16 protein-coding genes are annotated in these 22882 nt (G+C 48.5%); all 16 read left to right on the top strand.

Annotated features, from left to right (window positions below; translation table 11 throughout):
- Positions 1-2: 2 nt before the first annotated feature.
- On the top strand, positions 3-1502 hold the full coding sequence (locus tag B4V02_RS10930; protein ID WP_094154787.1) for an N-acetylmuramoyl-L-alanine amidase family protein: 1500 nt from the start codon (positions 3-5) through the stop codon (positions 1500-1502).
- Positions 1503-1547: 45 nt separating this feature from the next.
- Entirely contained in the window at positions 1548-2198 is a 651-nt protein-coding gene (locus tag B4V02_RS10935) for a GerMN domain-containing protein (protein WP_094154788.1), read from the top strand.
- A gap of 213 nt (positions 2199-2411) precedes the next feature.
- Positions 2412-3086: an endonuclease III gene (nth, locus tag B4V02_RS10940; protein WP_010345856.1), complete on the top strand. Its 675-nt coding sequence runs from the start codon at positions 2412-2414 to the stop codon at positions 3084-3086.
- Positions 3087-3144: 58 nt separating this feature from the next.
- A complete protein-coding gene (locus tag B4V02_RS10945; protein WP_007430739.1) occupies positions 3145-3417 on the top strand; it encodes a hypothetical protein in 273 nt (90 codons plus the stop codon).
- Between the two features lie 367 nt (positions 3418-3784).
- A complete protein-coding gene (locus B4V02_RS10955) occupies positions 3785-7462 on the top strand; it encodes a dynamin family protein (RefSeq protein ID WP_094154789.1) in 3678 nt (1225 codons plus the stop codon).
- Positions 7463-7746: 284 nt separating this feature from the next.
- Entirely contained in the window at positions 7747-9522 is a 1776-nt protein-coding gene (locus B4V02_RS10960; protein ID WP_007430736.1) for an ABC transporter ATP-binding protein, read from the top strand.
- The gene (locus tag B4V02_RS10965; protein ID WP_094154790.1) at positions 9519-11357 is read left to right on the top strand and encodes an ABC transporter ATP-binding protein; all 1839 of its coding nucleotides are present in this window, start codon (positions 9519-9521) and stop codon (positions 11355-11357) included. The genes B4V02_RS10960 and B4V02_RS10965 overlap by 4 nt, the downstream gene beginning before the upstream one ends.
- 129 nt (positions 11358-11486) lie before the next feature.
- Entirely contained in the window at positions 11487-12671 is a 1185-nt protein-coding gene (gene purT / locus B4V02_RS10970; RefSeq protein WP_094154791.1) for a formate-dependent phosphoribosylglycinamide formyltransferase, read from the top strand.
- Positions 12664-13125: a GNAT family N-acetyltransferase gene (locus B4V02_RS10975; RefSeq protein WP_007430733.1), complete on the top strand. Its 462-nt coding sequence runs from the start codon at positions 12664-12666 to the stop codon at positions 13123-13125. Before purT ends, B4V02_RS10975 begins: the two co-directional genes overlap by 8 nt.
- 221 nt (positions 13126-13346) lie before the next feature.
- Positions 13347-14081, top strand: a complete 735-nt coding sequence (locus tag B4V02_RS10980) for a CAP domain-containing protein (protein ID WP_007430732.1) — start codon at positions 13347-13349, stop codon at positions 14079-14081.
- 228 nt (positions 14082-14309) lie between these two features.
- Positions 14310-14990, top strand: a complete 681-nt coding sequence (locus B4V02_RS10985; RefSeq protein WP_007430731.1) for a TIGR00266 family protein — start codon at positions 14310-14312, stop codon at positions 14988-14990.
- Positions 14991-15196: 206 nt separating this feature from the next.
- Positions 15197-16147: a GDSL-type esterase/lipase family protein gene (locus B4V02_RS10990; RefSeq protein ID WP_094156983.1), complete on the top strand. Its 951-nt coding sequence runs from the start codon at positions 15197-15199 to the stop codon at positions 16145-16147.
- Positions 16144-17220 carry an ABC transporter ATP-binding protein gene (locus B4V02_RS10995; protein WP_094154792.1) on the top strand — a complete coding sequence of 359 codons (1077 nt, stop codon included), beginning with the start codon at positions 16144-16146 and terminating at the stop codon, positions 17218-17220. Before B4V02_RS10990 ends, B4V02_RS10995 begins: the two co-directional genes overlap by 4 nt.
- A complete protein-coding gene (locus tag B4V02_RS11000; protein WP_007430728.1) occupies positions 17213-18202 on the top strand; it encodes an ABC transporter permease in 990 nt (329 codons plus the stop codon). Before B4V02_RS10995 ends, B4V02_RS11000 begins: the two co-directional genes overlap by 8 nt.
- Before the next feature lie 98 nt (positions 18203-18300).
- Positions 18301-20280 carry a DNA topoisomerase IV subunit B gene (gene parE / locus B4V02_RS11005; RefSeq protein ID WP_094154793.1) on the top strand — a complete coding sequence of 660 codons (1980 nt, stop codon included), beginning with the start codon at positions 18301-18303 and terminating at the stop codon, positions 20278-20280.
- 22 nt (positions 20281-20302) lie between these two features.
- Complete coding sequence (gene gyrA / locus B4V02_RS11010) at positions 20303-22765, top strand: DNA gyrase subunit A (protein WP_094154794.1); 2463 nt, start codon at positions 20303-20305, stop codon at positions 22763-22765.
- The last annotated feature ends 117 nt before the right edge of the window (positions 22766-22882 follow it).

Below are 22882 nucleotides of genomic sequence, written 5' to 3' on the forward strand. Positions count from 1 at the left end.
GAATGAAGAAATTTGGTTTTTTGTTGTTATTATTTGTCTTCATGTGGGCGGTTCCGGGTTATGGACATGCGGCTTCGAGTGGAACACAAATCTATCTCGACGATCAACAGTTAAGTGTCCCTAGTGGTGCTAAGGCACAAGTGATAGGCGGAAGCACAATGGTTCCGCTACGCGTAATTTCTGAAAATTTAGGATATGACGTGACATGGAAGCAGCAGGCGCGAACCATAACGATTGAGAAGGACAGTACCTCGATCCGAATGAACATCGGAAGCAAGACGGCGACTGTCAATGGAAGCGACATTAGTCTGGATGCTTCGCCTCTGCTGCGTTCCAATTATGCCCTTGTACCGCTTCGTTTTATCGGGGAGCAAATGGGACTGGACGTAAAATGGGACAGCAGCTCCAAGTCCGTAAAATTATATACCCGCAGCAGCGGGTCTGGAAACGGGGAATTTACACCTCCGAAATCCGGGAATAACAGTTCCAGTACAGGAAGTGTAACTACACCAGCTAATAATGCGAGCACAGGTGTTACGCCGGTGCAGGAAATCAGTTTCAGCCAAAATCGCTTAACCATCACAACCGCGGGTACAGTCAAGCCAAAAGCGTTTACGATGACAGCTCCTGACCGGGTTGTTGTGGATTTGCCGGCAACTGCGTTTGCTGACAATTTTGGAGATCAGCAGAATCTGGATAACACCTTGAATGGTTCACTGGACATTCAGAATGAAGCGGATGTGTCCGGTATCCGTTATGCCTTGTTCCAAAAGGAGCCTTCAACGGTCCGGGTTGTTATTGATTTGAAACATGCCATGAACTACACTGCATACAATGATGGATCCAATCATGTCATCGTCGATTTGGCATCCAAGGATTCAATTAATACAACGCCTGACGCTACGCTGCCAGATGGTTCATTACCAGATGATACACAGACATCACCCGTGAACAGTAATGGCAAAAAGGTCGTTGTTATTGATGCAGGTCATGGAGCAAAAGATTCTGGAGCAGTTGGGGCTTCAAGAAAAAATTACGAGAAGACCTTTAACCTGGCTATGGCTTTGAAAGTGGAAAGCATTTTAAAGCAGAATCCCAAGCTTGAGGTCGTATTGACACGCAGCGACGACACATTCCTGGAGCTTAAACAGCGGGTAAAAGTGGCTGAAAATCTCAACGCCAACGTATTTGTGTCCATTCATGCTAACAGCAGCGGCAGTTCAGCTTCCAACGGTACAGAGACGTATTACCAGCGGAGTGCCAGCAAAGCGTTCGCGGACGTTATGCATAAGTACTTTGCTCCTGCGACGGGTTTGACAGACCGGGGCATTCGTTATGGCAATTTCCATGTGATTCGGGAAACGACTATGCCAGCCGTTTTGCTTGAGGTAGGATATTTGAGTAATGCAAAAGAGGAAGCCACACTGTTTGATGAAGATTTTCAAAACCGGGTAGCTCAGGGGATTGCAGATGGCATCACAGAGTATCTTGGTGTAAAATAAATCTTCAGCAAATCGCTTGCCAACGTCAAGCAAGGAGGGGGACATATGAACAAGAAAATCGTAATCGCAGGTCTGCTGGCACTGTTTGCTATAGCAGGCGCAGGCTGTGCCTCCAAGCAGACAGCTGCTCCGGCAGCTCCGACTCAGGAAACACAAACACCTGCTGCGCCAAATAGCACGCCTGGGCAAACGACTCCTGATTCATCGGCTCAGTCTGCTGAAAATAACGGGGCGTCTCAGACCCCTGCATCCCCGTCAACGGAACCTACAAAAACCAAGACGGAAACAGGAAAATCAGGAGATCACCAAACGCAGCAGATCACAGTGTACTACACCGATACTCAAGAGACTGGCTTAAAAGAAGAGAAAAAAGAAATTACCTACCCGAGCGAGCTGGAAAAATACCAAAAGGCGTTTGAAGCTTTGCAAAAGAGTGGGAATTCCGCTTTAGTACCGCTGTGGTCGGATAAAATTTCCGTGCATAAGATCCAATTGGATAACGGAGCATTGACCCTTGACATTTCTTTGCCGGACGAAGCGCGTCTGGGTGCAGGCGGCGAGGAATTGGCGATTGATGCCTTGAAGAAAACAATGTTCCAGTTCAAGGAAATCAAAACACTGGATTTGCTCGTTGATGGTCAAGCTCTGGAGTCCTTAATGGGACATGTAGATTTGGAGCATCCAATGAGCCGCTAGTCAGATCAGATTGTATGAAAATTTCTCGGAAATTTGCACACTTTTCACGTGCAATTTGTGACAAATAATGATAATATAGGAGTGTGTTTCTCGCCTATGCAGGCAGTCATGCACAAATAGTATTCGTTTCTTTCCGGATGATTATTTAGAGTGACCGTCTTGATGCGGGTTATCCCGTATCAAGACGTTTTTTTTGGTAGGAGGTAGGATTCCGTGAATGCAGCAACCGCACGTCATATATTGGATACCATCGGTACGATGTTTCCGGATGCCCATTGTGAGTTGAACCATGACAATGCCTTTGAATTAACGATTGCCGTGTTATTGTCGGCTCAGTGCTCCGATCAGATGGTCAATAAAGTAACGGCAGACCTGTTTCAAAAATACAAGTCACCCGAGGACTATTTGGCTGTTCCTATTGAGGAGCTGGAGCAGGATATTCGCAGAATCGGCTTGTACCGAAACAAGGCCAAGCATATTCATAACCTGTGCCGTATATTGATAGACCAGTACGGGGGAGAAATACCATCTGAGCATGATCAGCTAGTCAAGCTTCCTGGTGTTGGACGCAAGACGGCTAATGTCGTCGTATCTACCGCATTTAATGTACCGGCAATTGCGGTGGACACGCATGTAGAGCGTGTATCCAAACGGCTTGGCTTTGCAGGATGGGATGATTCAGTGCTTGAGGTGGAAAAAAAGCTGATGAAAAGAGTACCTAGGGATGAATGGTCATTGACCCACCACAGGCTTATTTTTTTCGGTCGCTACCATTGCAAGGCTCAAAACCCTCAATGTCAGGTATGTCCGTTGCTTGATGTATGCAGGGAGGGCAAGAAACGTATGAAAACGTCTCTTATCAGAAAAGATAAGGAACGTAGAGCTTAAAGACCCATAGAACTAGCAAAGGGTTTAACCATTTATGTGTAGAAAAGGATGAAGAGTAATGAAGTGCATTTCGGTATATACAGACAATTTTGAGGCGTTTTCTGATATTTTTGAGCAGATTGTAACCACAGAGTTTGCTGAAAATGAAGAGCGCGATCTTGAAGGGATTACGGTCAGCCATTCCGGGGATGTACCTGAACACTATCTGGAACGTATGTCACAAAAGCCAGAAGTAGTCGTAATGAAGGACAAATCCCGCGGAATTACGATTTTGCAGCATGGTCAAGTATTTGAAATTTTGCTGCCAGTTCTTGAGACGGCAGCAAATTAAGTGTAATTAGCGAACGACATGCACTGCATGTTCCGGTAGGCGGCTCGGCTGGTCTGACCAGCCTGAAGGCGCATGACCTTCGCGAATCTTGTAGACCATCCGTTGCTTACATATTGCTTTTGTTATTGCCCTTTAGGGGCTTTGATGAAACGCATTCGGTTGCCAAAATACTTATTCCTTTAATTTATGAGCGTCATCCTGAGTCCTTGGCAGGATATTCGATCAAATAGACAGCGTTCCCCGAAGTCAGCTGCTTACGGGGAACGCTGTTTAGTTTTTTTCAATGTGATCATTCTCACAGTGGCACAGGAGTGCTACAATATAGCTATTTGATGCTGTCAAGAGACAAGGAGTGGAACCGTAGCTTATGATGCAAACGATTACAGGGAATGCCGGAAAGTGGTCAGATACAATTGAACAGATACGGAATACTTTGCATAAAGCAGGGGACAGGGCGGGAGCCAAGGCTTTAGCAGACCTACTAGAGAAGGCGGATGCAGACGAGCTGACCATTGCCTTTTGTGGACATTTCTCGGCTGGGAAATCAAGCCTGATAAACAGTCTGTGCGGTAAAACGGTGCTGCCCTCCGGACCCGTGCCTACGAGCGCTAATGTGGTGTCCATCCGGCATGGACATTCAAGAGCACTCATTCATCCAGCCCGAACATCGGAAAATCCCGAGCCAGAAGTGATGGAAACCTCCATAGCCGAGCTGGCTGAATATTGTAAAAATGGCGGGGCCTATGAATCCATTCAGGTATGGGAGGATATCCCGATGCTATCCGGCGGAGGGGTGCTGCTGGATACACCAGGCGTAGATTCCACAGACCAAGGGCATGCGCTGGCGACACACTCAGCTCTACATTGGGCAGATATCGTTTTTTATGTGATGGATTACAACCATGTCCAATCTGAAAATAACTTGTCCTTTGCCAAAAGCTTATCGGATTGGGGCAAACCGTTATACTTGATCATCAATCAAATTGATAAACACCGGGAGCGGGAGCTTTCATTTACACGTTACCGCAATGAGGTAGAGGCCAGCTTTCATGCGTGGCAGGTCCATTATACAGATATATTGTTTACTTCCTTAAAAGAGTCGAACCATCCTTGGAACCAGTGGCAACAGCTGCCGTCGTTGATCCAGCAATTACTGAAGCGCAAAACGGAGCTGTTGGCGTACAGCCTGGTATCCTCCATGCACCATTTGGTAGAGCAGCATGTGGAGGAAGTGGAGGCAGCTGAAGAAGAGGAACTGAGCATGCTGCTGGAAGAGGCGGGCGGAGAAGAGGCGATTTCCCGCCTGGAAATGGAGCAGAAAGCCCTGCAGCAAGAGGATGAGCAGTGGCGGATGCTTCCGGAACAAGAGCACACACGGCTGCGGCAAGAGCTGGATCGTTTACTGGAGCATGCGCATTTGACACCAGCGGAGCTACGTGAAGCAGCGGGTGAATATTTGGAGAGCCGCAAGCCCGGCTTTAAAATCGGACTGTGGTTTGCCGGCGGGAAGACGGAGCGAGAAAAGGAGCATCGCTTGGAACGGCTGACACGGATGCTGACCGATCAGGTAGAGGGGCAACTGCTCCCCCATGTGCGTGAGCTGCTGAGAGCGTGGGGGGAAGGTCATGGGTTGTGGTCTGCTGCGATGGAGCAAAAGCTGGATGGCATTCGTCCTGTAACGGATCGGCAACTGATTGAGCAGACGGTCAAGGAAACGGCGCTGTCGCCGGAGTATACGCTGAACTATAGTAAGGATCTTCGCGCCGCAGTCACGGCAGATTGTCGCCGCAAGGCGTTGGAGCTGGCAGACCGCCTGCTGGCCCAGCTTGCGGCGCAGGCCGAGGGCCGCCGTGCGGCTCTTGCGTCCGCTCGCCATGCGCTGTTGGCGCAGGCTGACGCGGCGAGCCGCTACAGCGCACGGGTGCGCGCCGCGGCCGCACACGCCACCGCGCTGCGCAGCCTGCTGCCGCAGGCCTCCGCGCCTGCCGCGTTGCCCCGCGCGGCTGCGCTTGCTGCTGGAGCCGACGCCGCGTCCCCGATGGCTCCAGCAGCACGAACAGATCCGGCGCGGCCCGCTATCGCTGGCACACGCGCTGGATCGCCGTTGCCGCAAGCGGGCATGGCGGCGGCACAGTCTGCCGCCGGAGGGCGCCGCACGCGGCTGGAGGCAGCATCGGCTCGGCTGAAAGCCGCCGCTGCCTTGGTAAGTCCGTACCCTGCCATGCAGGCGACGGTACGGGATTTACATGCCCGCGCGGCTGCGCTGGAGGGCGGGCGGTTTACGTTGGCGCTGTTTGGAGCGTTCAGCGCCGGGAAGTCCAGCTTCGCCAATGCTTTGCTGGGCGAAGCGGTGTTGCCCGTATCGCCGCATCCAACGACAGCGGCGATTAACCGTATTATGGCGCCAGCCAGCCCTGAGCGCCATGCCACGGCTGACGTCCACATGAAATCAGTGGACGCATTGCGGGACGATCTCAAATATTCGTTCCGGTTACTGGGCTTGGGGGAACCGGAGACAGTAGGCTGGCAGGAAGCCGTACGTGAGTTATCCCCGGAAGGGATTCACCCTGCCGGAAGACCGCATTACAGCTTTTTGAAGGCTGCTGCAGCCGGATGGGAAGAAGCTCAAAGCTTGCTGGGTCAGCAGCTTCAGGTCGATTTGGATCAATATCGGGATTTTGTCGCGTCCGAGCACAAGTCATGCTTCGTGGAGCATATCGACCTTTATTATGATTGCGCTCTGACCCGTCAGGGCATTGTGTTAGTGGATACGCCTGGAGCGGATTCTGTGAACGCCCGGCACACTGGCGTGACCTTCAATTATATGAAGCATGCAGATGCGCTTGTATTTATCACGTATTACAATCATGCGTTTACCCAAGGAGACCGGCAATTTTTGAACCAATTGGGCCGGGTTAAAGAGACGCTGGCACTGGATCAGACCTTTTTTATCGTCAATGCCTCAGATTTGGCCTCATCCGAAGAAGAACTGCAATCCGTGACCCGACATGTACAGGAGCAGCTACAGGCGAATGGAATCCGAAAGCCGCGTATTTATCCGTTGTCCAGCATGCTCGCACTGGAAGCGGCCGAACAGGGAGAGCCCTCGCTGCGTACAGCTTCACGTTTTGAAGGGTTTGAAAAAGACTTTTCGGCATTCGCAGCTGATGAGCTGGCGGGCTTATCTATTGCTTCTGCGATGCAGGAGCTGGGGCGGCTGCGAAACCGGATAGAGCAACATGCCGCTGATGCCCGGTATGGCGTAGAAGAACGCGCGATTCGATTAGAGCGATTAAAAGGCATTCGCAGCGAGCTGGAGCAGCTACTCCAAAACCTGTCTGACGGCAGCAGTGCAGCTGTTTTATTAGGTGAAACCGATGAACTACTGTATCATGTGCGTCAGCGGCTTGCTTACCGGATTGGAGAGTTTACGGCCGAGGCGTTTCATCCGTCTGTTTTACGCGAAGGAGCAGGGGATCTTCGTTCAGCCTTTGCCTCTTGTGGTCGTGAACTGATGCGATTATTTGAGCTGGAGCTGTCCCAGGAATTATTGGCAACCACACTCCGGCTGGAAAAAACGGGAAAAGCCTTGGTAGGAAAGGCTATACAAGGGTGTGCGGAAGAGATGAACCAGCGGCTGACAGGTTTGGATTGCACAGCACCTGAAGCCAGAGAATGGTCTGTTCCTGAACTGATTGAAATTTCGCTGCAGGATTCCGTCCTTTGGAAGGAGTATTGGAACACCTTTAAAAATCCGAAGCTCTTTTTTGAAGGGGATGGTCGGGCGAATCTGCAATCCAAATTAGAGCCGATACTACGCGAGAAAGTTGGCGAAGCTGTTGAGGTGCAGCGGGAACGAATGTCTTCTTTTTACGTTAAACTAATGCAGGAGGAGCAAACGTGGCAGACGGCACAGCTTCGTGAGCAGATGCTGGAAACGCTTAGCGGTATGGAGCATGCACTCGCAGGTGACGAGCAGCCGCAGGTTTGGGAAGAGCTGGTAGCCCTTATTGCGAGGCTGGAGCAGGAAGAAACGCTGACGTAACGCCATCAACATGATTATGTATGTAACTCTATACACTATTGCGGAAGGCTTCAGGACACCGGGTTGTGGGACAACCCGGTGTTTTAAGCATGCTTCAAAAAGAAAGGAAAACTGAGGAAATAGCCATATTCAATGATAAGAAAGCGATTTAATTTGCCTAATCCCCCGCCAATTGCGAACCTGCCTGAAAACGGTCTGTTATCCTCTTTGCCGCCTTGGAATGCGAATGGTAAACTTCACTAAGCCATATAACAACGTCGTGCAACTAATGGAGGGACATTGACATGGAAGTGCTCAGGCAACTGCAAGTTTTTTTTCGCGAGAGGAGACATTATCTGTTTCTTTCCATTCTATGCCTTGCGATAGCGACGGCCCTGGGACTGGTGTATCCGAACCTGCTCCAAAGGCTCATTGATAACGCTATCATTCCTGGTGACTTCGAGAAAGTCCCGGTGCTGGCTCTGACTGTACTGGGAGTCGTAATTATCAAAGGGTTTATGCAATTTTTACATGGTTTTTTTGGTGGACGGCTAGGAAACTTTCTGGCGTATCGACTCCGCAATGCCTGTTACGAAAAGCTGCAATTTCTGTCCTTCAGATACTATGACACTGCCAAAACGGGGGATCTCATGTCCCGTCTGACCGGTGATCTGGAGGCGATTCGCAACTTTATCGGGTTTGGTTTTGCCCAACTCCTCAATGTGGTACTGATGGTCGTATTCGGCTCTATGATGATGCTGTATATCAACTGGCAGCTCACCCTCTTTACGATGATCAGCATGCCTTTGCTGCTCTTCGTCACATTTAAGTTTGAATCCCGAATTCATCCCACCTTTCAGGAAATGCGGATTGCGCTCAGCGCCTTGACGACAGCGGTACAGGAAAATATAACAGGCGTGCGCACCGTCAAATCTTTTGCCCGTGAATCCTATGAAGTTGAAAAGTTCTCAATACGAAATGAACAGTATAAAAGCAATCAAATTCAGGCTGCTTCCTTGTGGAGTCGCTTTTTCCCCGCCATGGAGCTGATCGCTTCTGTTAGTGTGGTCTTTCTATTAGGGATGGGGGGCTATCTGGTTATTGTAAAGTCGATGACTCTGGGGCAGCTTGTCGCTTTTTTTAGCTTAATTTGGTATATTATCGGTCCGATTTGGAGCATTGGCTTTCATATTAATAACTATACGCAGTCTAAGGCTTCCGGTGAACGGGTCTTGGAGCTATTGAATCAGCATGTAGATGTAACCGATGAACCTGACGCTCTTGCGCTCCATACTGAGCAGGTGAGAGGACATATTACATTTGAACATGTCACGTTTGCTTACGGGAATAAGCTACCCGCTGTTGTTGACGTCAATCTGGATGCGCCACCAGGATCCGTCATTGGGATTTTGGGTGGAACAGGTTCAGGAAAATCGACCATTATTCAGCTCCTTATGCGGGCTTACAACGTGGACGCAGGCAGCATCAAGCTGGACGGAACGGATATACGCCATTTGAAAATTCGTGATTTGCGTGCTCAAATTTCTTCTGTGTTTCAAGAGACGTTTTTGTTCTCATCGTCTATCCGCAACAACATTGCTTATGGTCTAAGCCATGTCAGTATCGATGACATCATACGCGTTTCCAAGCTGGCTCAGGCACATGAATTCATCACCGAGCTGCCGCTGGGTTACGATACCGTCGTCGGTGAACGTGGACTGGGGCTGTCTGGGGGACAAAAACAACGGATTGCCATCGCGCGCGCCCTACTCAAAAATCCAAAAATTCTCGTACTCGATGATGCCACCAGTGCGGTCGATATGGAGACAGAGCATGAAATTCAGACCGGTTTTCAAGAGGTTATGCGTGGACGCACGACATTTATTATAGCTCATCGAATCTCGTCGCTTCGTCATGCCAATGAAATTGTGGTGCTTGAGGAAGGGGAAATTGTCCAGCGAGGAACACATGAACAGCTTATTGCCACTCCAGGCCCGTACCAGGATGTGTATCATATTCAATACGCCGACTACATAGACCAGGCTCCAGACGGTGTATCTGAAAGGCAGGTGAGACCATGAATATACCAGCAGAAAAAGCCAACCCGTTAAAAAAGCCCAAAAATGAACGTTTTGTGTATCAGGATGATGATGTCATTGACAAACCGTTTAACTGGTCAGAATTTAAACGGTTGCTTGCCTACATGAAGCCTTATGCCCGTCAGATCCTGCCGATTCTTCTGGTCATGATGATTCTCGGTACCATCACCAAGCTGACGGTTCCTTATTTGATCAGTCTGGCGATTGATAAGGCGATTGCTCCCGCATGGCCGGCAATGCCCAGCGTGAAGTTGCTATTGCTTATAACGGGTGCGGTGCTATTGCTATATTTGATTCAATGGGCAGCCAATACGTACCGCATTAAATTCACCAATATTATCGGTCAACGCGTTATTTACGATCTGCGAGAAGATCTGTTTAAGCATATTCAAAAGCTTTCTTTCAATTTCTTTGATAAAAGACCGGCCGGGTCTGTATTAGTACGTGTGACGAATGACATTAACTCGCTACAGGATCTGTTTACGAATGGGGCAGTGAATGTCCTGATCGACTGCGTACAGCTCATGGGAATCATTGTCATTTTACTGCTGATTAACTGGAAGCTCGGCTTGGCAGTCATTGTGACCGTCCCCATCATGTTTTTGATCTCAACCAAGCTGCGCGTGCGTATCCGTCGCGCCTGGCAGGAAGTACGCATGAAGAACTCACGCATCAACTCTCATCTGAATGAGTCCATTCAGGGGATTCGTGTGACACAGGCCTATACGCAGGAGCATGAAAACATGGCTTTTTTCGATGACATGAACAGCTCCAGCAAAAGGTCGTGGGATAAAGCCTCCGCTATGAATCAGGTTTTTGGTCCGCTGATTGATATTACAGGAGGGCTGGGTACGCTGGTGCTATTCTGGTTCGGAGCGCATCTGATTCAGACGGATCAGCTTACCGTTGGTCTGCTGGTTGCATTTGCCAACTATGTAGGGAACTTTTGGGAGCCGATTAATCGCCTGGGTCAAATGTACAATCAATTGCTGGTTGCGATGGCTTCATCGGAGAGAATATTTGAGTTTATGGATGAACAGCCGAATATTGCGAACAAGCCGGGAGCCAAGGATTTACCGCTTATTCGGGGCGATATTCAATTTGAAAATGTTGTGTTTGAATATGAAAAGGGACGTCAGGCGCTTAAAGGCATTACTCTCTCTGTCGAGGCGGGCCAGTCCATTGCCCTTGTGGGTCATACCGGATCAGGTAAAAGTACAATCATTAACCTGCTCAGCCGGTTCTATGACATTACGTCAGGGAGGCTTACCATTGATAGTCATGATGTGCGTGACGTGACGGTGGAGAGCTTGCGCAGCCAGATTAGCATTGTGCTTCAGGATACGTTTATATTTTCAGGTACGATTCGCGATAATATTCGTTTTGGCCGTCTGGATGCAACGGATGAGGAGATTGAAATGGCTGCGAAGGCGGTCAATGCTCATGAATTCATCGTTCAATTACCGGGCGGCTACGAAACAGAGGTGGAGGAGCGAGGCGGTATGCTATCCATGGGTCAGCGGCAGCTGTTATCCTTTGCCCGGGCATTGCTTGCCAATCCGCGAATTCTTATTTTGGATGAGGCGACAGCCAGCATTGATACGGAAACAGAACTGAAAATCCAGGATGCCCTTCAGGTTCTGCTGAAAGGAAGGACGTCTTTTATGGTCGCCCACCGTTTGTCTACCATTCGGAATGCCGATCATATTGTTGTACTGGACCATGGAGAGATTCAGGAAAGTGGTAATCATGAGCAATTGATGAAAAAACATGGAATATATCGGGGGCTGGTGGAAGCACAGTTCAGATTTTTGTAAAAAAAAGATCAAAAAATCGCGCTTTTTGTAAATTTTAATGCCGAGCACTATTGCATTCTTGAAGCTAAACCCTGAAAATAAAGATGAAAAGAGATCAGAGCAATATCGTCAGAGGGGGAAGAGTTCAAGATGTGGGGTGCTCCTTTTTCTGCCAACGCTAAGAAGATGCTGCTGCTGGGCAGCGGAGAATTAGGAAAAGAAGTCATTATTGAAGCTCAGCGGCTTGGCGTGGAGTGTATTGCTGTAGACCGGTATGAATTGGCTCCAGCAATGCAGGTGGCCCATCGTTCTCACTGTCTGGATATGCAGGATGCTGAGGCGTTGAAGGCACTAATTCGCAAGGAAAAGCCCGACATAATTGTACCTGAAATCGAAGCTATTGCTACGGGTGCTTTGGAAGAATTGGAGCAAGAGGGATTTCACGTAGTACCAACAGCCCGGGCCGCCCGTCTTACGATGGACCGGGAGGGCATTCGCAGGCTTGCCGCCGAGAAGTTGCAGCTTCCGACCGCCGCCTACCGCTTTGCAGATGATTTTGAGCAGTTGCGGTCAGCGGTTCATGAGCTTGGTACGCCCTGCGTGGTTAAGCCCTTGATGAGCTCGTCAGGTAAAGGGCAGTCTGTATGCCGGACACCTGAAGATGCAGAAGCCTGCTGGAATACGGCGCTGGAAGGCGCACGTGCCAAAACAACACGCGTCATTGTTGAAGCTTTTGTCCCATTTGAGAGCGAAATTACGTTATTGACCGTCAGATCGGTTTCAGGTACGACTTTTTGCCCACCGATTGGCCATATTCAGAAAGACGGGGATTATGTCGAATCCTGGCAACCTCATGGCATGACGGACAAGCAGCTTTCAGAGGCAGAGGATATTGCACGTACGATTACGGATGAATTGGGTGGTTATGGATTGTTTGGCGTTGAGCTGTTTTTAACGGCTGATGGCGTCATATTCAGTGAGGTATCCCCTCGTCCGCATGATACTGGAATGGTAACAATGATTACGCAGGATTTGTCGGAATTTGCGCTTCATGTGCGGGCCATTCTCGGTTTCCCGGTGCCGTCAGTTACGTTGCTTACACCAGGGGCTTCAGCTACCTTGAAGGCAGAATTGGCTACACGGGATTTCGCAATAAGTGGTATGGATGATGCTTTGTCGTTACCCCGGACACAGGTGCGAGTGTTCGGGAAGCCTGAAACCAAGCCGGGACGCCGGATGGCTGTAGCGCTTAGCGCTGCAGGAGATGTGGAGACAGCACGGAAGACGGCCAAAGAGGCTGCTAATATGCTGAAAGTGGAGGTAAATCATGTCTAACAATGTGATGATTCCAGTACTGACAATTCGTTCCGTAGAGCTTGGCGATTGCGAAGCCGTAACTGGATTGCTAAGAGAAGTCGGATATCCGATGACTTGTGGCGTAATGAAAGAGGTTATGGGAACAACGCAGGAGGACAGTCAAGCGAATATGATGGTTGCAGAAATGGATGGTCGTGTTGTCGGAGTAATCGGCATGCATACGGCTCAAAGCTTGGCTTATCCTGATCCTGCTGTACAAATCACCATGCTGGTCGTGAATGGGGAGTGTCGCGGCGAGGGCATTGGCAGACGTCTGGTGGCTTGTGGTGAGGATTGGGGACGTGCGCAAGGATGCAATCATTTATTCATTACTGGAGCGAATAACCGCATCAAACAGGTAGAGGCCAGAGCCTTCTACAATCGAATTGGCTTTGAGAAGCAAGGTTACCGTTTCAGCAAAAAGCTCAGATAGCTGCCTGATGAAAGCTAAAATTATATAAAATCTTATTATCTGTATATCAGTCCCGTGTCGGCTATTGCCAAGCGGGGCTATTTTTTTACCAACTTTTACACCATTGATCCTGCTAGGAAACATGATATACTGCTAGAGTAAAGATTACAAAGTTGTAACCGGGCACGTTCAGAGCGAACATGTAATGCACCAAAACATTTATACAACAAGGAGATGACGAAATGAAGAATATGTTGAAAAAAACACTGGTGATGGGAAGTCTAAGCGCCGTTTTATCCGCAGGATTCATCGTTCCGGCATCAGCAGCACCGGCTGACGATTTGACAGCGCAACTACAACAGTGGCTACAAAATAACGGATACTCTGTTCAATTGTCCAATGGGACGACGACAGTAACGAACAATGTAACTGATTGTTTCGGACAGGGCAAGGCTAAAACTCAAACAGGGAATCCTTCTTCGGGCAAGCAAGTAACCAAACAGGGGAACCAAAACGCTTCACAGTCTGCTAACAAGCAGCAGAATCAAGCTCAGAACACCAATTCTGGTGCAGGTCAGTCCGCAGGATCGGGTGCACAGCTCAGCAAGTCTCAATTTGCAGCAGAGGTTGTAAAGCTGGTAAACAACGAGCGCAGCAAAAATGGTCTGAAGCCACTGACTTCCGACGCGAAGCTTACGGAAGTAGCTTTGGCTAAAGCGAAGGATATGAGCACTAACAATTACTTTGATCATACATCTCCGACCTATGGCTCACCATTTGATATGATGAAGAAATTTGGCGTAAGTTATACGTATGCAGGTGAAAATATTGCAATGGGTCAAAAAAACCCGCAAGAAGTAATGAAAGCCTGGATGAACAGTCAGGGACACCGTGAAAATATTCTGAAGGCAGAATATACGCAAATTGGTGTGGCTTACTACAATGGATATTGGGTACAGGAGTTCACACGTAACTAAAACCGATAACTAAAAACGATAGCAAGACGCATTTGTAGCACTTATATATAGCGACATCGCGTTAATCTAAAGGCCTGCTGACACGTTCAGTGGGCCTTTGATTCATTATTTATCGAATAGTATTGAACCATTGCTTGTATGCAAAAACAGGCACACAGGATGTAAGTATAGTATGATAGCAGCAAGCAGCATAGATAACATACTACTTATAGAAAGTCAGGTGAACAATTGAGCTACGAAATCGTGCATGAAGGCGCCTTTGCCATGCTCAAGGTGCAACTGAGCCCCGGAGAAACCATTAAAGCAGAAATGGGAGCGATGGTTTCCATGTCTTCCAGTGTAGACATCAAAGGAACAGTGGATGGTGGACTGTTGCGTGGTTTGGGTCGGATGCTGAGTGGGGAAAAATTCTTTTTTCAAGAGCTGAGGGCAGCTCGGGGGCCGGCAGAAGTGCTGCTCGCCCCAGCCAGTATAGGAGATGTACAAGCCGTGGAGCTGGACGGCTCATACAGGCTGTTGGTCCAAAAGGACGGTTTTCTGGCATGTACAGAAGGGATCGAGGTCAGTACCAAAATGCAAAACCTGATGAAAGGACTATTTTCTGGCGAAGGCTTTTTTATCGTTGAAATCAGTGGTCGGGGTACGGTGTTTCTGTCCTCTTACGGAGCTATTTATCCTCTGTATGTTGCACCCGGAGAGGAGCGCATTATTGATAATGCTCATCTGGTGGCATGGCCAGACTATATGGATTATAAAATTGAGAAAGCATCGAAAGGCTGGCTGTCCAGCGTAACGAGTGGAGAAGCGCTTGTATGCCGGTTTCGCGGTGAAGGAACGGTGTTGATCCAGAGCCGGAATCCGGGCAGCTTTGGACAATGGATCAAGAGCTTTATACCTGATAGCAAATAGTTTTTCGTCTTTACTGTGCAAACAAGCAGACATCGGATAAGGATGGCATTTGCCATTCTTTTTTTACATACTTGGGAAAAATAATATAATGATATTCACAAAAGTTTCACACAATCGAACCTCAAATGATGTTCCTTTCTTTTTTTTCACTGGTGTGCTTCATGAATCCCAGAACGGTTTATTTGCAAAATGATATGAGAAGCTTTATGTTTATTTCACTAAGCTATCAGGAGGGAACACGAGTGAATTCATCAAAATGGATATGGCGGTCTGTCGGTTCCATTTCCATCGCCGCTACACTGCTATTATTATACGGATTTATTGCTGCAGTGCGAAGTATCACAGCTCCAGAGCTGATGGTTAGCACTCCACCTGTAAATACCGGTTCATCGCAGACACCAGCTGCGCCAGCTGCTGCTACTCAGACGGGAGAGTTTCGGGTAGCTGCCATTGGCGATTCGCTGGCCAAGGGAACGGGTGATGATTCCGGCAGTGGATTTGTACGTCGATCGGTGACCTTGTTAAATGGTCAGGAAGGTCATAAGGCGCAGCTCATCAACAATCTGGGGATTAATGGACTGACGACCCAAGGACTATTAACCAAGCTGGATGAGCCTGGTGTATCTTATGTATTAAAGAAGGCTAACGTTATTATTGTCTCGATTGGAGGCAATGATTTATTTCAGGGTGCACAAGCTGCCCAGACTGGTAAAGAGCCACCAACACTTATCGGCTTGCGCAAAGCATTGCCTGAAGCCTCCAAACGTCTGCAAAAAGTACTGACCAAGGTCGGAAAGATCAATCCGAAAGCTAAAATTATTTATGTGGGCTTATATAATCCATTCAGTGATCTGCCTGAAATGAAGGTGCCCGGCAACCTTGTTGTAACAGAATGGAATTTGGCAGCCATGGCTATTACCAACCAAAACAGCAATATGACGCTGATTCCAACATTCGATTTATTCCAGCAAAATCTTTCAGTCTATTTATCATCAGATCATTTTCATCCCAACGGACAGGGCTATCAGGCGATCGCTGAACGGATAGCGCAGGGATTTGCAGTTGCAGCGACGAAAGATACCGATCAAGCAGATCGTGAACAACAATCCGCCAGCAGCCAGCCGGCTGAAGTGAAGAAGGGAGGGAACAAGGAATGAGCATCCAATCTGTCGACAAGACCGGAGCTGAAGCAACACAGGATTCGACAGCTACAGATACAGCGTCCAGCCTCCATTCCGCTAGCCAGCCTGGCAGCGCAGACCGAGGCAGAAGCGACAACGAAACGGTTCTCTCTGTTCAACACGTCAAGAAACGTATCAAACGTAAAATGATTATTCATGATGTGACATTCGACGTTCGTGCGGGTGAGATTTTTGGTTTTCTCGGCCCGAATGGCGCCGGAAAAACGACGACGATTCGTATGCTGGTCGACTTAATTAAGCCTACGGAAGGGACGATTACGGTATGCGGCCACAATGTGAACCGTGATCCGGAGCAGGCTTTACGGCATATCGGCTCGATCGTGGAAAATCCAGAGGTATACAGCTATTTGACAGGTTGGGAGAACCTGGAGCATTTTGCCCGGATGCAGCCTGATGTAGACGAACAGCGTATCCGCGAGGTGGTTGAACTGGTTCGTCTCGACCGTCGTATTCATGATAAGGTAAGTACGTATTCACTGGGGATGCGCCAGCGTCTCGGCATAGCTCAAGCCTTGCTTGGCAGACCGAAGCTGCTTATTTTGGATGAACCGACGAATGGCCTGGACCCCAAGGGAATTAAGGAAATGCGAGCTTTTATCCGTCTGCTGGCTTCCGAGGGCATGGCTGTGTTTGTTTCCAGTCATTTGCTCAGCGAAATCCAGTTATTGTGTGATCGTGTGGCTATTATTAGTCGGGGAAAGGTGCTGGCTGTCGGTGGTGTGCGGGATTTAGTCGAAACGCATTCGCGCATGGCCGTATGGCAATTGGAACCTTATGATCAGGGATTGGCCCTATTGCAAAAATCTCCATTTGTGAGAATCATTACAAATGCCGATGAATTAATTGATGACAGCATTGTTGCAGCCAGCGGAGACAAGGCCATTTTTACAGAAATGGATGAAGAGCATATTGCGGGGCTAGTCTCACAAATGATAGCTTCCGGTATTTCCGTTAAAGGTGTAACCAAAATCAACCCTACACTGGAGCAGCTATTCCTGAAAATGACGGAAGGTGAGATACTTGAATAACATTTTACCGCTCATACAAAATGAAACACTAAAAATTATCAAGAAAAAACGATTTTATGTCATTTTACTTGTTTTACTTGTGTTAGTGCCGATTTTTACGTACGCTCAATTGAAAGTAGCAGAAAATAATCGTGAAAAATTCGGCAATGATTGGCGGCTGGAGCTGCGTCAGGCGATTACCGATAACCAAAACTCGCTTGGCAGCGACCGGGTTCCCGAGGAATGGAAGACCTACCGCCGGGTTTTTGTCCAGCAGATGCAATATTATCTCGAAAATGACGTGAATCCGAATGAGCCAAGTGGCGTAACCTTTACGAGAGAGTTTATGGATAATTCCATTAATCTGTTTGTCCCATTGCTGATTATGGCGATTGCCTCGGACCTGGTTTCAGGAGAACGGACGACAGGCACGATAAAAATGCTGCTGACCCGTCCTGTCAGGCGGTGGAAAATATTGCTGAGCAAGCTGCTGACACTGTATATGTTCGTTTCGCTCATCATTTTGAGTGTATTCGTGATTAGTTATCTCATTTCAGGCTTGTTTTTTGGCTATCGCGGTTTTAACGTGCCTGTATTTACCGGCTTCCAAATTGTTGGCCAGACGGTGGATGTATCTGCGGTTCATGCGATTCCACAATGGCATTATTTAATGCTGCAAGCCGGATTGATCTGGTTTGTCAGTCTCGTGGTGGCATCGCTGGCCTTTATGGTATCTGTTTTGGTACGCAGTACGGCGGCAAGCATCGTGGTCATGATGGCTGCGCTTATTTCCGGCACTATTTTAACCAATATGGCTTCATCTTGGCAGAGCGCAAAATATTTATTTATGGTTAACCTCGAATTAACCGATTATTTATCTGGAAGCCCCGCTCCGATTGAGGGAATGACCTTGCCCTTTTCTTTAACTGTACTGGGCATTTGGGGGGGAGCGGCGTTGATTGTTTCATTCGCCGTCTTTACGAAACGGGATATATTGAATTAAAATGGACAAGGTAAAAGAAAACATCTGTTTGCATTTCTGGTGAAAATCATCAGAAATAAGGCAAAACACGGTTATGATTAGACAAAGGGGGAGCATGAATGGTCGACAAAATCGACTTGTCTGCGGAAGCGTCCGGCACTCAGAACGGAGCTTTAGAATATGGCGCGGACGACATTCAAGTGCTCGAAGGGCTTGTGGCAGTTCGCAAACGGCCGGGCATGTATATTGGGAGCACCAGTTCTTCGGGGCTGCATCATTTGGTATGGGAAATTGTAGACAACGCGGTGGATGAACATCTTGCCAAGTTTTGCTCTCGCATTGATATCACAATGCATAAGGACGGTTCTGTTACGGTAACAGACAACGGGCGCGGTATTCCGACTGGAATGCACAAAACGGGAATCCCGACGCCTCAGGTTGTATTCACCATTTTGCACGCCGGAGGTAAGTTTGGCGGTTCGGGATACAAAAAGTCCGGAGGTCTGCACGGTGTGGGTGCGTCTGTAACGAACGCTCTTTCGGAATGGCTTGAAGTGGAAATTTACCGGGACGGCAAGATTCACCGTCAGCGGTTTGAATATTGGCAGGACAAGAAGGGCGTGGAGCATGTCGGAGAACCGACCACAGGCCTTGAAGTGCTGGGCAATACCAACAAGACAGGCACGAAAATTACATTTAAACCAGATATTCGCGTTTTCCAGGCAGGCATTCACTTTAACTACGATACGCTGGCTGAGCGTCTTCAGGAAATTGCTTTTCTGAATTCGGGACTTCGTATTCAGCTTAAAGATGAACGCAGCGGGAAGTCAGATGAATATTATTATGAGGGTGGAGCAAGCCAGTTTGTTGCTTTTCTGAATGAGGGCAAGGATGTACTGCATGATGTTATTCACTTTATTGCTGAAAAAGAAGACATTGAAGTGGAAATTGCCATTCAGTATAATGCGGGTTATACAGAGACGATTGCTTCGTTTGTTAACTCTATTCCGACACGTGGCGGGGGTACGCATGAGACAGGATTCAAAACCGCTTACACTCGGGTCATGAATGACTATGCCCGCCGAACCGTGATGCTGAAGGAAAAGGATAAAAATCTGGAGGGCAATGATCTGCGTGAGGGCATGATGGCTGTCATCAGTGTCAAAATGGCGGAGGTTGAATTTGTCGGTCAGACCAAGGACCAACTGGGCAGCGCCTCGGCACGGAGTACAGTGGATGCCATCGTATCTGAGCAGATGCAGCGTTTTCTGGAAGAGAATCCGCAGATCGCGCAGACCTTGATCAAGAAGGCCATTCAGGCCTCCAGAGCGCGCGAGGCTGCACGTAAGGCGCGGGACGAAATGCGTTCAGGCAAGAAGCGTAGTGAAAGCTCGAATCTGAATGGCAAGCTGTCGCCTGCGCAGTCCAAGGATTTTACGCGCAATGAATTGTTTATCGTGGAAGGCGATTCGGCCGGGGGATCAGCCAAGCAGGGGCGGGATTCCAAAATTCAGGCCATTTTGCCGCTAAAGGGCAAGCCGATGAATCCGGAAAAATCCAGGCTGGCGGATATTATGAAAAATGATGAGTACCGTGCTATTACAGCAGCGATTGGTGCGGGGGTAGGAACCGAGTTTTCGCTCGAAGATAGCAATTATTCCAAAATCATTATTATGACCGATGCTGATACAGATGGCGCGCATATTCAGGTGCTGCTGTTGACGTTCTTTTATCGATACATGAAAGAGCTGATTGACGCAGGACGCATATATATTGCTCAGCCGCCGTTATATAAAATAACACGCAAGTCGGGCAAACTCGAAACAGTACGTTATGCCTGGACTGATGAGCAGCTTGAAAATTACTTGAAAGAATTTGGACGGAATTTTGAGCTTCAACGCTATAAAGGACTTGGGGAGATGAACCCTGATCAGTTATGGGAAACAACGATGAATCCCGATTCACGTACCTTGCTGCGCGTTCAGATAGAGGATGCAGCTAAGGCTGAGCGTCGTGTGTCTACCTTGATGGGTGATAAGGTGGATCCGCGTAAGCGCTGGATCGTGGAAAACGTAGATTTCACGGAATACGTAGAGTAGTGCTATTAAATGAGGTGTAGACATGAGCTTATCGGAGCAATTTTTGCCAGCTTTTCTGGAGGAAGTGGTCGGTGACCGCTTTGGCCGATATTCCAAATATATTATTCAGGACCGGGCGATACCCGATGTAAGGGACGGATTAAAACCTGTGCAGCGCCGTATACTTTACGCGATGTACGATTCGGGCAATACACCGGATAAAGCATATCGTAAATCTGCGAAAACGGTCGGGGACGTTATGGGGAATTACCACCCCCACGGTGACGCTTCGATTTACGATGGTATGGTGCGGATGGCACAGCCTTGGAAAATGAGTCACGTGCTGGTGGATGGCCACGGCAACTGGGGCTCACAGGATGATGATCCGGCAGCAGCTATGCGGTATACGGAGGCACGTCTGTCTCCGATCGCTATGGAATTGCTGCGGGATATCGAAAAACGTACGGTTTTGTTCAAGGATAACTTTGATAACTCGGCAAAGGAACCGGTTGTACTTCCGTCCCGTTATCCCAATCTGTTGGTGAACGGCTCCAGTGGCATCTCGGCGGGATTTGCGACTGAGATACCAACGCATAGTTTGCGTGAGGTCATTGACGCCACCATTGCAGTGATGGAAAAGCCGGAGATTGAGCTGGAAGAGATTATGACCTTTATTAAGGGTCCGGATTTCCCGACTGGCGGACTGATTATGGGTGGCGAAGGCATCAAGGAGGCTTACAGAACAGGTAAAGGACGTATTTATATCCGTTCCAAAACGGAAATTCAATCCTTGCGTGGAGGTAAGCAGCAGCTGGTCATTACAGAGATTCCTTACCAGATTGTCAAATCCAGACTTGTGACCGCAATGGAAAATATCCGTCTGGAGAAAAAGGTAGAAGGAATTGCTGAGGTTCGTGACGAGAGTGGACGAAATGGCCTGCGTATTGTTGTGGAACTGAAAAAGGAAGCTGATGCGGAAGGGATTTTGGCGTATCTGCTGAAAAAAACCGATCTCCAGGTGGCATATAATTTCAATATGGTTGCTATTGTGAACAAAGCGCCGCACCAGCTTGGATTAAAGTCCATTTTGGAGGCGTATATTGCACACCAGCGCGAAGTTGTCACAAACCGTATCAAGTTTGAACTGGAAAAGGCGGAGGACCGTGCACATGTACTGGAAGGTTTAGTCAAGGCGCTGAACATTCTGGACGAGGTCATTGCGGCTATCAAGGCGTCTAAAAATCGCCAGGATGCGCAAAATAATTTGCAATGGATGTTTGGCTTTAGCGAACGTCAAGCGGATTCGATCTTGACCTTGCAATTGTACCGTCTTACGAATCTCGAAATTACCACTCTTGAAAAAGAGCTGGCTGACATTCAGAAAAAAATCGCTCAATACCGCGCTATTCTGGAAAGTGACCGCAAGCTGATCAGTCTGATCCGCAAGGAACTGCTGGAAATTCGTGAAAAGTACGGCATGGATCGCCGCTCCGAGATACAGGGTGAGGTAGAAGAGATTAAGGTAAATCTGGAGGTCATGGTTGCGGCAGAGGATGTGCTGCTGACCCTCTCGAAAGATGGCTATGTGAAGCGTACAAGTATGCTGTCGTTCACTCGTTCCGGCGGGGAGCGTTCCAATTCCGGCGTTAAAGAAGGGGACTACATTACCCAATTCCTTGACGTGAATACACTGGATGTGCTGCTCGTCTTCACCCAGCGTGGACAATACTTTTTGCTGCCTGTGCATCAGGTACCGGAGTATAAGTGGAAGGAGCCAGGCACTCCGATTGTCAATGTTATTTCGCTATCGAAGGAAGATCGTATCGTAAGCGTTATTCCGATCAAAAACATGGAGGAAATCGGCAAAAGTCTGGTGTTTGTAACCAAAAAAGGGCAAGTCAAGCGAACAGAACTGGCAGAATATGCTACAAAGCGCTCCAGTGCCGTAGCCGCCTGCAAGGTGGTAGGGGACGATGAGATAATATCAGTAACGTTGAGCGACAGTACCAAAGATATTATGCTGATTACCCGTGCGGGGATGAGCATACGCTTCAAGGAGCAAGAGGTTAATGCCATGGGCCGCGTCTCGGCTGGTGTCAAAGGTATACAACTGGCGGAAGGCGATGAAATTGTGGCAGCGCTGTGGGTGGAAGAGGATGAAGGAGAGGTGCTGGTATTGACCGAATCCGGTTACGGCAAGCGTACGCTTCTGCTCGATTATCCTTCTCAGGGAAGAGGCGGTAAAGGAATCGCCACCTTCGAATTCAAGGAAGGCAAGCGGGTGCGTTCGAACGGAACTCGAATCGTGGCTGCCTTCTATTGCCGTGAAGCTGTTCAACTGCAGGTCATCACTGCAGAAGGACAAATGCTGTCGTTCCTTTCAGAAAAAGCTCCGCTGGCCGACCGCAAGGATACGGGTAAGCTGCTGGCTCCTGTGGAAAAGAAAGACGAAATTGTGAATGAACTGCAGCATAGTGAGCCGCAGATTTCACAGTCCGTAGAATAATTGTGAAGTCAAGCGCTGTTTAGCTCGAAAAAGAGAGGTCCTCACGTGCCAATCCGGCACGAATGAGGACCTTTTTGCCGTCATGCTGTCGAACCTTGAAAAGCCTTCAAAACCGGA

The organism is Paenibacillus kribbensis, assembly GCF_002240415.1.
GTDB lineage: Bacteria > Bacillota > Bacilli > Paenibacillales > Paenibacillaceae > Paenibacillus > Paenibacillus kribbensis.

Bases quoted from the DNA above. Each gene is read 5' to 3' on its own strand.
- B4V02_RS10930 (WP_094154787.1), top strand. From the start codon at position 3: ATGAAGAAATTTGGTTTTTTGTTGTTATTATTTGTCTTCATGTGGGCG.
- B4V02_RS10935 (WP_094154788.1), top strand. From the start codon at position 1,548: ATGAACAAGAAAATCGTAATCGCAGGTCTGCTGGCACTGTTTGCTATA.
- B4V02_RS10945 (WP_007430739.1), top strand. From the start codon at position 3,145: ATGAAGTGCATTTCGGTATATACAGACAATTTTGAGGCGTTTTCTGAT.
- B4V02_RS10955 (WP_094154789.1), top strand. From the start codon at position 3,785: ATGATGCAAACGATTACAGGGAATGCCGGAAAGTGGTCAGATACAATT.
- B4V02_RS10960 (WP_007430736.1), top strand. From the start codon at position 7,747: ATGGAAGTGCTCAGGCAACTGCAAGTTTTTTTTCGCGAGAGGAGACAT.
- B4V02_RS10965 (WP_094154790.1), top strand. From the start codon at position 9,519: ATGAATATACCAGCAGAAAAAGCCAACCCGTTAAAAAAGCCCAAAAAT.
- purT (WP_094154791.1), top strand. From the start codon at position 11,487: ATGTGGGGTGCTCCTTTTTCTGCCAACGCTAAGAAGATGCTGCTGCTG.
- B4V02_RS10975 (WP_007430733.1), top strand. From the start codon at position 12,664: ATGTCTAACAATGTGATGATTCCAGTACTGACAATTCGTTCCGTAGAG.
- B4V02_RS10980 (WP_007430732.1), top strand. From the start codon at position 13,347: ATGAAGAATATGTTGAAAAAAACACTGGTGATGGGAAGTCTAAGCGCC.
- B4V02_RS10990 (WP_094156983.1), top strand. From the start codon at position 15,197: ATGTTTATTTCACTAAGCTATCAGGAGGGAACACGAGTGAATTCATCA.
- B4V02_RS10995 (WP_094154792.1), top strand. From the start codon at position 16,144: ATGAGCATCCAATCTGTCGACAAGACCGGAGCTGAAGCAACACAGGAT.
- parE (WP_094154793.1), top strand. From the start codon at position 18,301: ATGGTCGACAAAATCGACTTGTCTGCGGAAGCGTCCGGCACTCAGAAC.
- gyrA (WP_094154794.1), top strand. From the start codon at position 20,303: ATGAGCTTATCGGAGCAATTTTTGCCAGCTTTTCTGGAGGAAGTGGTC.